The organism is Streptomyces sp. McG3, assembly GCF_018619185.1.
Classification (GTDB): Bacteria; Actinomycetota; Actinomycetes; order Streptomycetales; family Streptomycetaceae; genus Streptomyces.
This window is the reverse complement of record NZ_JAAXYC010000025.1, coordinates 1-16020: the sequence shown is the minus strand read 5'-3', so window position 1 is coordinate 16020 and position 16020 is coordinate 1. Positions and strand designations below refer to the sequence as shown.

General features: G+C 66.9%; 7 protein-coding genes and 1 pseudogene. 6 read left to right on the top strand and 2 right to left on the bottom strand.

Features of this window, described 5'->3' with window-relative positions:
* Positions 1 to 86: 86 nt before the first annotated feature.
* From HET64_RS06690 to HET64_RS06670, 5 genes are all read left to right on the top strand, one after another.
* The gene (locus HET64_RS06690) at positions 87 to 1169 is read left to right on the top strand and encodes a GH25 family lysozyme (RefSeq protein ID WP_215103116.1); all 1083 of its coding nucleotides are present in this window, start codon (positions 87 to 89) and stop codon (positions 1167 to 1169) included.
* A gap of 936 nt (positions 1170 to 2105) precedes the next feature.
* The gene (locus tag HET64_RS06685) at positions 2106 to 3608 is read left to right on the top strand and encodes a VCBS repeat-containing protein (RefSeq protein ID WP_308369865.1); all 1503 of its coding nucleotides are present in this window, start codon (positions 2106 to 2108) and stop codon (positions 3606 to 3608) included.
* Positions 3609 to 3637: 29 nt separating this feature from the next.
* Positions 3638 to 7309 carry a LamG domain-containing protein gene (locus tag HET64_RS39820; RefSeq protein ID WP_215103115.1) on the top strand — a complete coding sequence of 1224 codons (3672 nt, stop codon included), beginning with the start codon at positions 3638 to 3640 and terminating at the stop codon, positions 7307 to 7309.
* Positions 7310 to 7442: 133 nt separating this feature from the next.
* Entirely contained in the window at positions 7443 to 14342 is a 6900-nt protein-coding gene (locus HET64_RS06675) for an RHS repeat-associated core domain-containing protein (RefSeq protein WP_251144893.1), read from the top strand.
* Between the two features lie 11 nt (positions 14343 to 14353).
* The gene (locus HET64_RS06670) at positions 14354 to 14809 is read left to right on the top strand and encodes a DUF4240 domain-containing protein (protein WP_215103114.1); all 456 of its coding nucleotides are present in this window, start codon (positions 14354 to 14356) and stop codon (positions 14807 to 14809) included.
* 235 nt (positions 14810 to 15044) lie between these two features.
* Here HET64_RS06670 and HET64_RS06665 read toward each other — a convergent pair.
* Together HET64_RS06665 and HET64_RS40005 are read right to left on the bottom strand one after the other, a co-directional pair.
* Positions 15045 to 15452 (bottom strand): annotated as a pseudogene (locus HET64_RS06665) (site-specific integrase); the annotation flags it as partial.
* A gap of 60 nt (positions 15453 to 15512) precedes the next feature.
* On the bottom strand, positions 15513 to 15677 hold the full coding sequence (locus tag HET64_RS40005) for a hypothetical protein (RefSeq protein WP_374105542.1): 165 nt from the start codon (positions 15675 to 15677) through the stop codon (positions 15513 to 15515).
* A 72-nt stretch (positions 15678 to 15749) separates the two neighbouring features.
* On the opposite strand from HET64_RS40005, the gene HET64_RS39815 reads away from it, so the two are divergent.
* Positions 15750 to 15917 (top strand): hypothetical protein, encoded by a 168-nt coding sequence (locus tag HET64_RS39815; protein WP_308369862.1) that lies wholly within the window; start codon positions 15750 to 15752, stop codon positions 15915 to 15917.
* Positions 15918 to 16020: the final 103 nt, after the last annotated feature.

Sequence of the window (16020 nt, the reverse complement as noted above, 5' to 3'; positions counted from 1 at the left end):
ATGGCATAAGCAAGCGCGACCACGGTAACCTACGCGCGTATAATTTGACACGGACATGCCAGTCTCGTGTGGCTCCCGGAGGAAGTATGCGCAGGAGAACCTGGATACGAGGCGCCCTCGCGACAGCGTTGGCCCCGGCCGGAATCGCGACGGCCGCCGGCGCCGCGGTCGCCTCTCCCGGGTCCCGGGCAGCCGACCTGTACGGCATCGACATCTCCAACTACCAGAGCGGCATCGACTACGCCCTCGCCGCCGAGCAGGGCCAGCGGTTCGCCATAGTCAAGGCGGGCGGCTGCCAGCTCGCCGACGGCCCGTACGTCAGCTCCTCCTACTCCGGTCACGTCGACGGCAGCCGCGCCGCCGGCCTGCGGGTGGGCCACTACTTCCTGTCGGGCGACTTCCTCACTCCCACCGCCGCCGCCGACTTCTTCGTGGAGAACCTGCACGACTACCGCGTCGGCGACGTGCTCGCGCTGGACGTCGAGGTGCTCGACGACTCCACCCGCCTGTGGGAGGACGGGGAGGTGTCCGCCTGGTTCAACCGGGTCCGGGAACACGTCGGGGCCTACGTGCCCTGGTTCTACATCAGCACCGGTGCGCTCCGGACCCGTACCTGGAGCCACACCGTCGCCGCCGGGGCCCACCTGTGGGCGGCCTCCTGGGGCCCCAACGACGGCACTCTGCACGGCCCGCCCGAGCTCGGCGGCCGCTACCCCGACTGGTCCGCCCACCAGTACACGTCCGTCGGCTCCGTGGGCGGAGTCGAGCGGGTCGACCTCAATGTCGCCCGTCCCTCCGCCTTCGACGTCACCGAGCCGACCGACCCGCCGGATCCCGGGGAGAACCCCCTGCCGAAGTCGACGACGGAGCAGGACGGTGTTCCCGGGCCCGTCATGTGGCGGCGGGCGCAGAACTGGCTGCGGATCACATCCGGTTACACCGGCCCGATCGACGGTGTTCCCGGCCCGAACACCTACGCGGCGCTCCAGCGCAGTCTGCGCGGCTGGGGCTACACCGGCCCGATCGATGGAGTGATGGGCCCCAACTCCTGGGCGGCGGTCCAGCGCCTGGCCGCGTCACACGGCTACACCGGCCCGATCGACGGCGCGATGGGACCCAACTCCTGGCGCGGCTTCGCCCGCTTCCTCAACCAGAACAACTGGGACTGATTCGACAATTCTTCCGCGCTGTTGTCCCCAGTACAACCAAGCCGCCGCTGCCGACTATCGCCATGCTCGGTGAGACGTGCCCCGCCCAGTTGCGACAAGGCGTGCCGGGCTGCGGCTGGTCCAGGGGCAGGGATGTGCCTGCGGCGCCCGCGCGGGTGAGTCGGGCGCCGCAGCTCCGCCGCCGACCCGGCCCTCGGTTCTGCGGATGGCCCGTCCAGTATCCCGCCAGGCCCGGCAGCGCGCCGGCGGACGCAGCGGAGGCCACCGACCCGGGGCGGACCTCCTGAGCAGACCAACCCGCCTGAGCTCGGTGAGAACCAGTCAAGAATGGCCAATTCAGTGAGCCTTGGTGTCTCTGCGTGAGCGGAACCTTGACAAGAGCATGATCCGGAAAAGTAGTCTCCACTGCTGCATGGTCACAGGTATTTCACAGGTCGTACACGGGGTGGGGATGAGGCGCACACATACGTGCTCGCTTGCTTTGGGCGCAGCGCGTTTCAGAGAGAGCGCGGCTGCACCGGCTAGGGCCGCAACGGCATTTCCGTTCGGTGCGGAGCCGGATCTCAACAAAAGCGGGCATCGGGACCGGCTCACCGCCTCTCCCGGGGCGACGATCGACGGTCCTGCTGATGCCGACGTGGTGTACATGGCGTGCGCTGGTGGCAAAGGCGGCCTGCGGTCCTCGCAGGAGCCGGAGCGCTTCCGTGGCGGCCCTGACGACGACGGCCTGTTCAGCCGCTGTCCCGCGGTAGGAATGTCTTCGAGCCTCGGCAGCAAGCCCCTCGGCGCGGTGGTGATGTGACAGAGTCCCGGCGTGTTCCCCCTGAAATCCCCGCTGGTTTCCTGCAGTCGAGCCGTAGCGAGATCTCGACCAGAAGGGCGGGACGCCGACTCGCGCTGCGTGCAGCCCTGGCGGCCGGCCTTGCCGGGGCTGTAGTGGCCACCGCACTGGCCTTCAACGCTGCGCCGGCGCCGGGGACGGTCGTCCAGAGCTCGGTGGCAGCCGCTGCCTGTTCCGGAGCGGACTCCGACTTCAACGGAGACGGCATACGCGACGTGGCCATAGCGGACCCGGAAGCAACCGTTTCCGGAATCGAGCGGGCAGGGCTCGTCCACATCGTCTACGGCGGCGGGAAGGGCACTCTCGAGCTGAGTCAGGAGACGCCCAACATTTCCGACGGGGCCGAGCGCGGCGACGAGTTCGGATTCTCCATCGCTGTGTACGACGCGAACCTGGACGGATGCTCCGATATCGCGGTCGGCATTCCCTATGAGGATGTCGGCACCGTGAAGGACGCCGGTCTGGTGCATCTGATCTATGGATCGCCTACCGGCCTCGGACAGGGAACTGTTGCCTCCGTGGGGCTGCGACAGGGATCCGACGGAAAACTGGCCGACGGCTACGAGGCTGAGGACTGGGTTGGATACGCCCTGGCCGCAGGCAAGTCGGCGACCAACGTTCCCTTCCTGGTCGTCGGCGTGCCGGGTGAGGACGGGCCCCGCGGTGCGGATATCGGGATAGCGCACTACGTCTACGGTACAAACCTGGAGTCCGCGCCGTTCGGCCAGGACAGCGCAGGCGTCTGGGAGGACACCGAACCCTACGACCGCTTCGGTTCCTCGATCGCATCCACCGACCGACACTTCGTCGTCGGTGCGCCCGGTGAGTCGATCGGTGCCGTGCAGTTCGCCGGTGCCGTCCTCGCGTTCCGGCCCTCGCTCAACACCAGTGGCATACCGGATCCGATGTTCGGCATGGGGCAGGGCAGAGTCGAGGGCCCCGACAGCGCCGCGCAAAACAGTGACGGCTACGGGACCTCGCTGGCGATGGCGTCCTACCGGCCCAGCGGGTCAGCTACCGCCACCGACTCGATGCTGGCCGTGGGAGCACCAGGTGAGGACCTCTCCACCACGGTCGATGCCGGAGCGGTGCAGGTCTACCACATCAAGGCCGACCAGTCCGTCGTACATACCCAGTGGATTGATCAGAACGCACCTGACGTCGAGGGAGAGGCTGAGCCCGGCGACTTCTTCGGACAGAAAGTCGCCGCCGTCAACAGCGCCCCCAACTCGGTCAGTACGGCTGCGACCATGCGTCTTGCCGTCGGCGTGCCGGGTGAGGAGTACGGAGCCGAGCGCACTGAGAGCGGTGGCGTCGCCCTGTTCTCGATGCTGGGTGCACCCGGCGCTGCGGACAGCTGGATCGAGCCCGGCCACGGCATCCCCGGGGAACCCGCACCCCGCCAGTTCCTCGGCATGAGCCTGGGCAGCAGTCCCTCCCTGCTGTTCGTGGGTATGCCCTATGGCCCGGCCCAAGGCCGTGCTGTCTACGGCTTCCCGTGGAACGTCTCCTCGGGCGGTGCTCCCACCCAGGCCTTTAGGCCCGGTGAGGGCGGGATCCCGACCGACGTTGCCGCCTTCGGCGCAACCGTTCGCTGACCGCGATGAATGACATGGAGAGCGGACGAGTGTCCAGACGAATCGGCAGCGGTCTCGCGCTGCGCGCGGCCTTGGCAGCCACGCTTGCCGGGGCCGTGATGGCCACCGGGCTTACCTTCGACTCCGAGCCGGACCTGAAGACCACCGATCCGGCGCTGACGCCGGCTCCGGTGGCGGCGTCGGGGCCGGCGCAGACGGAAGCGGCGGCGTCGGCCGCGGCGGACAGGAGCGGTGCGCCGGTCGAGGTGGTCGGCTTGCGTTCTGAGCGCCGGGAGGTGTTCGCCCAGCCGGACGGCACGTTCGAGGCGAGGGAGTACACCGAGCCGATCCGCACGATCCGGTCCGGCACGTGGGTGAAGGTCGACGAGACGCTCGTGAAGCGAAAGGACGGCCGGTGGGGTCCCAAGGCCGCGACCGTCGATCTGTCCTTCGCAGGAGGGGCGACGAACGAGCCGTTCGTGACGCTGCGCCGCGCGGGCAGGGAGATGTCGCTGACCTGGCCCAAAGGTGTGCTTCCTGCACCGAGTGTCGAGGGGGCCACCGCGACCTACTCGGAGGTCCACCCCGGAGTCGACCTCGTGGTGCGGGCCGAGGCCGACGGCTTCGGACATCTGCTCGTGGTCAAGACGCCTCAGGCAGCGGCCGACCCCGAGATGGCGAAGATCGACATTGGGCTGAAGACGTCAGGGCTGAAGGTCGTGGAGGACCCGTCCGGCGCGATCGTGGCGAAGGACGCTGAGGTCGACGGCACGGTCTTCGAGGCAGGCCGGCCCACCATGTGGGATTCGGCCGCGACCGCCGAGAGCGGAACGCCCCGGGCCGGGCTGTCGGGGGTGAAGCGGTCGCGGACGGCTGCACAGAACGGAGAAGCCCAGCTCGATCCGGCCCTGGAGGGGCCGGGCGGAGGCGGCCGCAGGGCACCCCTGGACATCGAGGTCAGCAAGGGCAAGCTGACTCTCATGCCAGACCAGGCGCTGCTTAAGGGCGCCGACACAGTGTGGCCGGTGGTGATCGACCCGACCCAGCGGACCACCCCGCGCACGTCCTGGACCGGTGTGATGTCGGGGATGCCGTCAGAGCAGGACTGGAAGTACTCCGACTCCGCAGGGGTGGGTAAGTGCCCCACCGACTACAACCCGGTCTCCTGCAACGGCGTCGGCGTACGCCGGGTGCTGTACACGATGCCGATCTCGTTCTACAAGGGCAAGCAGGTCCTGGGCGCTTCGTTCTCCGCCCGCGTCGCCCACATCTACAGCGCGACCCCGAAGGCTGAACCGATCCGGCTGTACAGGGTCGGTGGCAAAAACCGCGCACTGTCGTCCTCCAGTGACTGGAACAACACCAAGGACGAGTGGGTCGATCACCTGGAGACCGTGGACAAGGCGATCTCGCCGACCTCATGCGGCGGTGAGGCCAACCTGCACTTCGAGAGCGGCGCGTCCGGGGAGCTGACCGGTGCGCTCAAGGCGGCCGCGACAGACGGCTGGTCGTCGATGACTCTGGGGCTGCGTGCCGCGGACGAGTCGCGGTTCGCGGAGTGGAAGCGGATCTGTGGCAACGCCTACCTGTCGGTCAGCTACAACAACCTGCCCCGACAGATGTCGACTGCCAAGATGTCGTCGGACCCCGGCGGTTCCTGCAAGTGGGGCAGCTCGCGGCCGTATGCGGAAGAGCCTCCGATGCTGACCGCCTACGCTTCCGACCCCGACCACGGCGACGGCAAGACGGACAAGGTGAAGGTGCAGTTCAAGGTGGCGTGGACGCCCAAGGGCGCAGCTGCCGAGACCTCGTACACGTACGACACCTCATATCTGTCGCCGACCTCCACCACTCCATACAGGCACCGGGTGAAGACGGTCATTCCGGAAGGCGTAGTCGTCTACTGGAGCGCGCGGGCCTACGACGGTGACGGCTGGGGGCCGTGGAGCACGGACGGTGCTCCGCAGCGCTGTGAGTTCATTCTCGACAAGACCAAGCCAGGTAAGCCGCTGGTGAACTCGCTGGAGTATCCGTCGAATTCCGTCGAGCACGACGGCGTGGGCACAGCGGGAACCTTCACCTTCGCGCCCAACCCCAACGACTCCGTCCCGGACACCGACGTGGAGTCCTACCGGTACGGCTTCAACAGCGACGCGGACCCCACTACGGCTGCCAAGCCCTCCAAGGCCGGCGGGCCGGTCTCGGTTACGTGGACGCCTTCGAGGTGGGGCCGCAACTGGGTTGAGGTGGTCTCCGTCGACAAGGCGGGGAACGCCGGCACCAAGGCCCGCTACGAGTTCCTGGTGACCGAGGGCAGGCCTGCCACCGCGCAGTGGAACCTTGCTGATGCGGCGGGCAGTACCTCGGCGCACGACGAGCGCGACAAATTCGCTGCCGACAAGGGTTCCGGCGTCGCCTTCGGGGCAGTCGGCCCGGGCGGCAAGGCGGATGCCGCGGCATCTTTCGACGGTACGGAGAGCTCCTATCTCGACTCGGTCAACACGGTGTTGGACACCGCCCGGAGTTTCAGCGTCAGCGCCTGGGTGCGGCCCACGGATCTGAGCCGTGACATGACGGTGGTCAGCCAGGACGGCACTGGAGTGCCCGGCTTCACCCTCGGCTACGACACCACGGTCGGCACGTGGGCGTTCGGAACGCCGCTGACCGACGTGGACACTCTCGGGGAGTGGAAGGCTGTGGCCAGGGGAACGGACGGCAATCCCCTCGTCCCGGTCAAGGACGCGTGGGTGCTGCTGACCGGCGTGTACGACGCGCAGGCTTCCGGCGGTCCGCAACTGCGCCTGTACGTGAACAAGACCTCCGTCGGTACAGCGCAGCGTCGCTCGGCCTGGAAGACCTACGGTTCACTCCAGATCGGCCGAGCCCTGGCAAAGAGCGGATACCGCAACCATTTCAAGGGCGACCTCGCCGAGGTGCGGGTGTTCGATCGTGTCCTGCCGGCCGGCCAGGTAGCGGAGCTGATGACGATCAAGCCGACACGCCAGGGTTACTGGCAGCTTGACTCAGCCAACGGCACCACGTCGGCGGAGACCGGTGGTGGGCAGGCCCTGACCCTGGCCGGTGACGCACGGGTCTACAGGCCCGCACCGGCCGATCCAGATGATCCGTTCGCCTCACCCGATCCGCCGGCCCTGGTCGGCGCAGGGCACCTGGTGCTGGACGGGGCAGGGGATTACGCGGCCACCGCAGCCGCTCCGTCCAACGGGGCAAGCAGCTTCACGGTCACCGCTCGCGCCCAGCTCACCGCCATCGACGGCACGGTCCCGCAGACGGTGCTCTCCCTGCCGGGCGCGGCCGCCAACCGCGTACAGGTGCGGTTCCGTCCCGATCCGAACGGCGGCACCGCATCGCGCTGGGAGCTGGCGGTGGCCGACACGGACTCCGCGTCGGCGGCGGTCAAGGTCTTTCAGGACGACCAGGCACTGCCCGACACCGGCGGCTCCGGCCAGCACCTGGCCGTGGTCTATGACGCCTTCGCGAACGAGATCCGTCTCTATGTGGAAGGTCAGCTCGCCAGCACAGCACACGGTACGGACAACACCCTGTGGTCCACCACCAAGGGACTCCAGGTCGGGCGATCGGCGCTCGGCTCGGCTGAGCACTTCGCCGGAGCGATCGACGAGGTCCGCGCGTACGACGGGGCACTCGACCTCACCGTGGTGAAGCAGATGTCGGTCCAGACCGCCATACCCGACATGTAGCCCGGGGTGAGGGGCGGGACGAAAACACCCTGCCCCTCACCGCTCTCGCGTCCTTCATTCCTCTCGCATGATGCATGCGCCCGGCCAACATGCCCGCGCGCCCGTTGTGCCGCTACCGATGTGTGGAGTCCAGATGCCGTTCCGTGGCCGGTTGGTCGACCAGCTCATACCCAGACGCGTGGGGGGATCTCTCGCGCTCGCCCTCTCTCTCGCGCTCGGCGGCGCATTGCTACAACCGGTCGCGTCAGCCGCGGACAGGCCGACGGAACTGGAGCGGGCGAAGGACCCGGTCCCGGTGGTCGAGGGGGCCAAGGCCAAGGCAGCCAAGCGGCCGACGAACACCATGAGCAAGACCGTCGACCCTCGTCTCGACAAGCCATCCTGGCCTGGCAGGGCCGAAGCCGAGATCACGGTCGCGGCCCCGAGCGCAAAGACCTCCCGCGGCGTAATGGTCGGCTCCCTCCCCGTCGCAGCCGCCTCCGTCCAAGGCAGGCGGACGACCACCGCCCCGGACAAGATCGCGGTCGAGGTGCTGGGCGCCGCCGACGCCAAGCGCCTGGGCGCGAGCGCCGTACTCAAGGTGCAGCGCGCCGACGACGCGGAACGCTCCGCACCCGTACGCCTCGGCATCGACTACTCCTCCTTCGCCGAGGGCTACGGCGGTTCCTACGGTTCACGTCTGCGCATGGTCGAGCTGCCGGCGTGCGCGGCGGTGGCCACCCCAGGCAGCAAGGCCTGCCCGGCAACCCCCAAGGTCCTGGCGACGACCAATGACCCGCAGGCCCGCACCTTGTCTGCCGAGGTGAACGCCTCTCCTCGAGCCACCGGCGGCAAGGCTGGCGCCCCCGGTCTGTTCGCGGTGGCAGCGGGGCCGTCCTCGGCGCAGGGCACCTACAAGGCAACCGGGCTTGCCCCGTCGTCGAGTTGGAGCGTGGCGGCTTCCTCGGGCGGCTTCTCATGGAACTATCCGCTCAAAGCGGTGCCCACGCCCGGTGGTCTGGTGCCGACGGTCGGCCTCGGGTACTCCTCGCAGGCCGCTGACGGCCGTACCGCAGCCACCAACAACCAGGGCTCCTGGGCGGGCGATGGCTTCTCCTACGACCCCGGATACATCGAGCGCCGCTACAAGCCGTGCTCGGAGGACGGGCACCCCTCATCCGGTGAGCAGTGCTGGGCGTTCGAGAACGCCACCATCTTGCTGAACGGGCAGTCCAGCGAGCTGATCCAGGACGACACCACCAAAAAGTGGCACCTGTCCAGTGACGACGGCGCCAAGGTCGAGCAGCGCACCGGCGCGAAGAACGGCGACAACGACGGAGAGCACTGGGTCGTCACCACTACCGACGGCACCGAGTACTCCTTCGGCCTCAACCAGTTGCCCGGATGGGCGGCAGGCAACGAAGAGACCAAGTCCACGTGGACCGCGCCGGTCTTCGGTGACGACAAGGGCGAGCACTGCTACAACGCGACGTTCACCTCCGCCCACTGCAAGCAGGCCTGGCGTTGGAGCCTGGACTACGTCAAGGACACGCACGGCAACGTGATGTCCTACTTCTACGAGCCGGAGACCAACTACTACGCCCTGAACGGCAAGACGGATGTCAATGGCACCGCCTACCACCGCGGCGGTCACCTCAAGCGCATCGACTACGGTCAGCGCGACGGCCAGGCCTACGCGGCCAAGGCCCCGGCCCGCATCGACTTCAAGGTCACCGAGCGCTGCCTGCCCACCGACACCTTCGACTGCGCCCCGTCCAAGCGGACCAAAGCCAACGCGGCGAACTGGCCCGACGTCCCGGTCGACCAAGAGTGCGCTGCGAGTACCAAGTGCACGGTGGGCCAGACCTTCTTCACCACCAAGCGGCTGACCGGCATCACCTCCCAGATCCGCACAGGCGCCACCACATACCGGGACGTCGACCACTGGTCGCTCACCCACAGGTTTCACGACAACGGCGACGACTCCAAGGCCCTCTGGCTCGACAAGATCCAGCACGAGGGCCGGGACGGCACCGCCGTAAAGATGCCGGCCATCGAGCTGTTCGGCGAGCAGCTGGTCAACCGGGTGGACACGGTCGGCGACAACATCGCCCCCTTCCATCGCTACCGCTTGGCCACCGTACTGAGCGAGACCGGCTCCCAGCTGACCGTCAACTACGCCGCCACCAACTGCACCGCGTCCACCCTGCCAAAGCCAGGCGAGTCGACCAAACGCTGCTACCCGGTGAAATGGGCGCCTCCAGGCCATCTGGAACCCACTACGGACTGGTTCCACAAGTACGTCGTCGCCGAGATCACCGAGACCGACCGCACCGGCGGCGGCGAAAGCAGCGTCACCCGCTACAACTACCAGGGCGACGCGGCATGGCGGAAGGCCAAGCCCGACGGCATCACCGAAGACAAGTTCCTGACCTGGGGCAACTGGCAGGGCTACGGAAAGGTCTCGGTCACCAGCGGCACCGCGGACAAACAGTCCACCCGCATCGACTACACCTATCTCCAGGGCATGGACGGCGACAAGGACGTCGACGGTGCCACGCGCAACGTCAAGGTCAAGGACTCCCAGGGCACCGAGCACACGGATGCCGAGGAGCACACCGGCCACGAGCTGGAAGCAGTCACCTACGACGGCAGCACCATCGCCTCCCGGACTATCAGCCAGCCGTGGAAACACAACACCGCGACCCAGACGCGCAGTTGGGGAACACGATACGCCGTGATCTCCAAGCCGCGCGTCGAACGGGGCTTCACCCCGCTATCGGCCGGTGGCTGGCGTGAAACCAAAAGCACCACCACCTACGACACCGCCACGCGCACCGGCCGGGTCACCCACGTCGAGGACCTCGGTGACGTCTCCACCGCCACCGATGACACCTGCACCCGCACGTACTACGCGGACAACGCCGACAAGAACATCCTCTCACTGCCATCCCGCAGCGAGGTGGTGACAGTCAAGTGCGCCACCACACCGGACCGTTCCAAGCAAGTCCTGGCCGACGAGCGCACCTCCTACGACAACGGTGCGTTCGGCGCGCCCCCCACCAAGGGCGACGCCACCAAAACCGAGAGGATGACCGCCCACAACGGCACCACCCCCACCTACCAGACCACCGGAACCACCGGGTACGACGGCTTCGGACGCCCGTTGTGGCAGAAGGACGCCAAGAACAACGAAACAAAGACCCAGTACACCGAGACCAACGGCCTGCTGACCCGGACCACCGCCGCCAACGCCGCCAGCCACATCACCATCACCGACTACAACCCCGCGCGCGGCGCCGCCACCGGCCAGAGTGACCCGAACGGCAAGCGCACCGATCTCGCTCACGACGCGATCGGCCGCCTCACCTCCGTCTGGCTTCCCGACCGCGCCAAGTCCCAGACCCCCAGCATCAAGTATTCCTACCTGGTCCGCACCAACCTGCCCACGGCCATCAAGACCGAAAAGGTCGAGAACGACGGAACGTACGGCACTGAGTACGAGCTCTTCGACAGCCTCCTGCGCGGCCGTCAGAAGCAGACCGAAGGCCCCGGCGGCACCCGCATGGTCGCCGACGCCTGGTACGACGGAGTCGGCAAGGTCGTCAAGACCAACTCGACCTACCGAGCCGCCGGAGTTCCCGGCGACGGACTCGTGACCGCAGGCAACGGCGCGGTCGGCGCACAGACACGCACCGAGTACGACGGCCTCGGCCGCCCCACCGCCGAAATCAGCCTCCACGCAGGTACCGAGCAGTGGCGCACCTCCACCCGCTACGACGGCGAACTGATCCACACCGACCCGCCCACCGGCGGCGTCGCCTCCACCGCCACCACCGACGCCGACGGCCGCACCACCACGCTGCGCCACTACCGCGGGGACCGTCCCGACGCGCTGCTCGGCTACGACGACACCAAGTACACCTACACTCTCAACGGCCAGCTCAAGACCGTAACCGACGCCAAGAACAACGTCTGGACCTACGGATACGACCAGCTCGGCCGCAAGGTCACATCCATCGACCCCGATGCCGGCACCACCACCACGCACTACGACGAACTAGACCGTGTGCAATGGGCGATCGACGGCAACGGCAAGAAGGTCTCCACCCAGTACGACTCCCTGTCCCGACCCACGTTCACGTGGGAAGGCGAGCCGACGACCGGCACCAAGCTCACCGAGACCCGGTACGACAAGGCCGGCTGGCTCGGCCACGCATGGGCGTCCATGCGCTACGTGAACGCAACGCAGTACATCGGCTCCTCGGTCACCTCGATGGACGACCTCTACCGTCCACTGAAGACCCTCTACGCCGTACCCAACACCGAGGGCGAACTCGGCGGAACGTATGAGTTCACAACGGCCTACAACCGTGACGGCACCGTCCGCGGGACCGGACTGCCCGCTGCCGGAGGCCTTCCGGCCGAAGCCCTCACCTACGGCTACGACGAGCTCCAGCGCCCCACCACCCTGACGGGCACCACCTCCTACGTCACCGGCACCACCTACTCCGGTATCAGCCAGGTCCTGGGCCTGGAGCTGTACACCGGCAGCGGCAGGAAAGTCGGCCAGACCTTCGAATACGAGGCCGGCACCGGCCGGCTGCGTACCTCCACCGTCGACGTCGCCGGCGCCACCAACCCGGTCAAACGCTCCTCCTACACCTACGACCAGGCCGGCAACGTCCTCTCCATCGCCGACACCGCCAACACCAACTCCACGGCGACCACCGATGTCCAGTGCTTCGCCTACGACACCGGCGCCCGCCTGAAAGACGCGTGGACCCCCGCCGCGAATACCGCCACAGCCCAAGGCGCGGGCACCCTCGGCAGCAACGGCCTCGATGCCTCCAAGCCCTCCGCCTGCGACGCCGCTCCCGGCGCGACCGCGCTGAACGGGCCGGCCCCGTACTGGAAGTCGTACAGCGTCGACGCGATCGGCAACCGGAACAAGGAAGTCCTCCACGATGTCGGCCGCGACGCGACCAAGGACATCACCCACACCTACAGCTACGGCGGAGCGGGCACCGACGGCGACGGCCCCCACCAGGTCACCAAAGTCGTAGAGAACACCCCGACCGGCAACAGCCAGTCCACCTACACCTACGACGACGGCGGCAACACCAAAACCCGCGTCATCGGCGGCAACACCCAGACCCTCGAATGGAACACCACCGGCCAACCCGCCAAGATCAAAACCTCCGCGGGCGACACCACCTACATCTACGGACCCGACGGCTCACGCCTGGTCCGCAAGGACCCCAACGCCACCACCGTCTACCTCCCCGGCATGGAACTCTCCCTCGCTGCCGGCTCCAGCACCGTCAAGGCCACCCGCTACTACAGCCACGCCGGCCAGACCATCGCCGTCCGCACCAGCGACAACAAGCTGTCCTTCCTGGCCTCCGACCACCACGGCACCGGCGAACTCGCCATCGACGCCACCACCGGAACCGTCACCCAGCGCCGCTCCGACCCCTACGGCGTTGATCGTGGCGAGGCCAACGGCACCTGGCCCGGTGAGAAGGGCTTCGTGGGGGGCACCATCGACGCCTCCACCGGCCTCACCCACATCGGCGCCCGCTCCTACGACGCCCAACTCGGCAAATTCATCTCCGTCGACCCGATCATCGACTACACCCGCCCTCAACAGATCAACGGCTACGCCTACGCCGACAACAGCCCCGTCACACTGTCCGACCCCAGCGGGCTCTACGCGGACTGCGGCTCCTCCGACCCCCGGAGCTGCTCCCGCACACCGATCACCAACCGCGCTGAAGCAGACGAGGAAAAGGCAGAGAAGGGCCGGGACGAGGCCGCATCAAGCCAGGCGGCTGCCGAGCAGCAGTTCTCCTCTGCCAGACAGCGCACCGTTCGGGCCGCCAAGGCCATCGTCAAGATCCTCATGGACGAGATCGGCATCACGGCCGGCCTCGACTGCCTCTCTACCGGAGACTTGGGAGCCTGTGGCGAAACTGTCCTCAACATCGCAGGGAGCTTCTCCGGCGGCCTAGCAGGAAAGCTCTTCGCGAAATACGGAGCCCCCTGGGGATGGGAAAAGGGCGGAAAGCTACTCAAGCGAGTCGTCGGCCTAGTGGATGACATTGTCGGCGGGGTCGCCGGAATGATCAGCGCCTCCAAAAAGGTCACCAAGGCGAAGGAGTCATTGGCGCGGGCTGAATCAGCCCTGAAAGCAGCGCAGAAGCGTTCAGCGGAAGCCGCCTCCGGGATCTGCGAGAAGCACAGCTTCCTGCCCGATACCAAGGTTCTGACCGCCAATGGGAAGACCAAGCCCATTAAGGACGTCAAGCTCGGCGAAAAGATAATCGCCACTGACCCAAAAACAAGCAAAACAACCGTCCGTGAAGTCGTCCGCACCATCACCACCGAAGACGACAAAGACTTCATCAACCTAACCATCGGCACGAAGCCCGCTGGAGTGGACGGCAAGGCAGAGAAAGATTCCGGGGCCAGCCGGGGAGGCGTAACAGACGAGGCAAACAGCAACAACAACACCTCGAACGCTACGCTCACCTCCACCGTCAACCACCCCTTCTGGTCACCCTCCGAGCGGAAGTGGGTCGAAGCCGGGAACCTCAAGCCCGGCATGACCCTTCGCACCGCCGACGGAGACACAACCACAGTCGCCGCCACCCGCACCTTTGAACAGCGCCAGCGCACCCACGACCTCACGATCCGCGACATCCACACGTACTATGTGCTGGCGGGGGCCACGCCGGTTCTCGTTCATAACTGCAACAAGAATCAGGGCGTGTACGAGTTTCCCGATCAGTGGAACCCTGGGAAGACATACGTCGGCAAGACGCTGAACTTCAAGAACAGGCTCAAGGATCACCTTGACAGTGGGCGGTTGAAGAGCCTCGATGACGTCAAGTGCACGCACGTATGCGGCACAGAGGACGACGTTTTCATCGCTGAGCACCTCCGCATGGGGGAGTTGAAGCGCCAAGGGGTTCAGTTGGGTAACGACATTACTTCGCCTGGTAAGAAGAAGCTGCAACAAAGAGGGTTTCAGCAATTGGAGCTCTGGTGAGGGTGGATCGCGTGACCGACTTCTGGAGCATCATCGGGTCGAATCCCGCTCAGTCGGGAGACGATGTGCGGTCAGCTCTCGATCGGGTCTCTGGGCGACTTGATCGGCTGGATGCGACCGATTTGGTCAAGTTTTCCGAAGAGCTGCGCGAGGCTCTTTATAGGATTGACAGGCGGGAGCTAGCGGAGATCCCGGTGGTGTTGGCGGTTGGCTTGGAGCTGCCGCAAACAAGTGACCACTTCCTGTATGCGCGTTGCGCGTGCATCTTGGATGGGAGGGATGCGTACGATGCGGTCTTGAGATCGACCTCAGAGTTTACGTGTTTCGTCAGGCCACTCTTCCAGGCCGCCGAGGGGCTTCTCTATCTCGCTCCTAGCGTTTACAAGAAGAAATTCGGCAGTGAAATGGGGGCGGTCGGCGGATTCCCCACTGAATCAATGTCGAATGCGCAGGGCTGGGCGGAATAGGTCTACCGTGAACGGCGTGCTACGCAAACGCGCCAGTGGTCTTCTGGCATTCCGCCAGCGGTCCTCTGAGCTGCTTTGACGGCAACGCTGACGGCAACGCAGCCGGACGTCGACGGCCCCACGAGTCTTCTCATGGGGCCGTCGGCCGTTCTGGATGAGTGCAGTGCTACTGGCTGGCAGCCTTGCTACCGAGGACGCTGCCCAAGGTGTCGATGGCTTGGCGTTGGAGGCGGAGTCAGACGTGGGCGTAGACACTGGCGGTGACGCCGATGTGGGCGTGGCCGAGGAGTTCCTTGATGACGACGAGGTCGACGCCTTGCTCCAGGAGCAGCGTGGCGGTCGAGTGGCGGAGGTCGTGGAAGCGGATGCGTCGGAGTCCGGCCCGGTTGAGGAAGCTGCGGAAACGGCGGGTGAGGTTGGCCGGATCGAGAGGCCGTCCGGTTGGCGTAGTGAAGACGAGACCGCTGTCTTGCCAGGCTGATCCTGCCGCTTCGCGTTCCTCGTCCTGCCGTTCCTGGTGCTCCTTGAGGGAGTGGAGGCATTCGGCGGGGAGGGCGATGCGGCGTTCGGATGCGCGGGTCTCGGTGGGCAGGTGGGTGAGGCCGCCGGTTCGGGTGCGCTGTAGTGAGCGGCGGATGGTGGCGGTGCTTGCGTCGAGGTCGAGGTCTTCCCAGTGGAGGCCGAGGAGTTCGCCCTTGCGGAGTCAGGTGCGCAGGGCTAGTTCGTACATCGCGTGGAGCCGGTCAGCGTGGGCCGCGTCGAGGAACTCGCGGGCCTCGGCCGGTGCGTAGTGGTCTTGACGTTCCGGGCGACGTCGCGGGGGCGTATCCGGGGGGTGCCGGTTCGCACCGCCGTGGATGATCTCCACGATGCGCTCCGTGACGTCGCTATCACGCGCGGACGCATGCACGCTGTGCGGACCTTGCGCCGGAGGCTCCCCGTGCTCTCGCCCGCTGAAGCCATCGAGTACGTGGGCGCGTTGTTGCAGGGCGACGCGCCGGCCCGCCTCGTGGCCGTCGCCACCAGAGAACTCGTGGAGCCCCTCGACCCGGTGTACGCGGTGAAGACCGTTCTGAACGGGGCGGTGACCCCGGGGGACCAGGCGTGATGGATGCGCTGCCCGCGGATGCCGGACCGCGTCGCCATGAGCCTCCGGGGCGGGGCCGGGGCGGCCTGAGATCGCCCCCGACTCCCGCTCACCCCCGCCGCAC

Coding starts and splice junctions, on each gene's coding strand:
- HET64_RS06690 (WP_215103116.1), top strand. CDS start 87: ATGCGCAGGAGAACCTGGATACGAGGCGCCCTCGCGACAGCGTTGGCC.
- HET64_RS06675 (WP_251144893.1), top strand. CDS start 7,443: ATGCCGTTCCGTGGCCGGTTGGTCGACCAGCTCATACCCAGACGCGTG.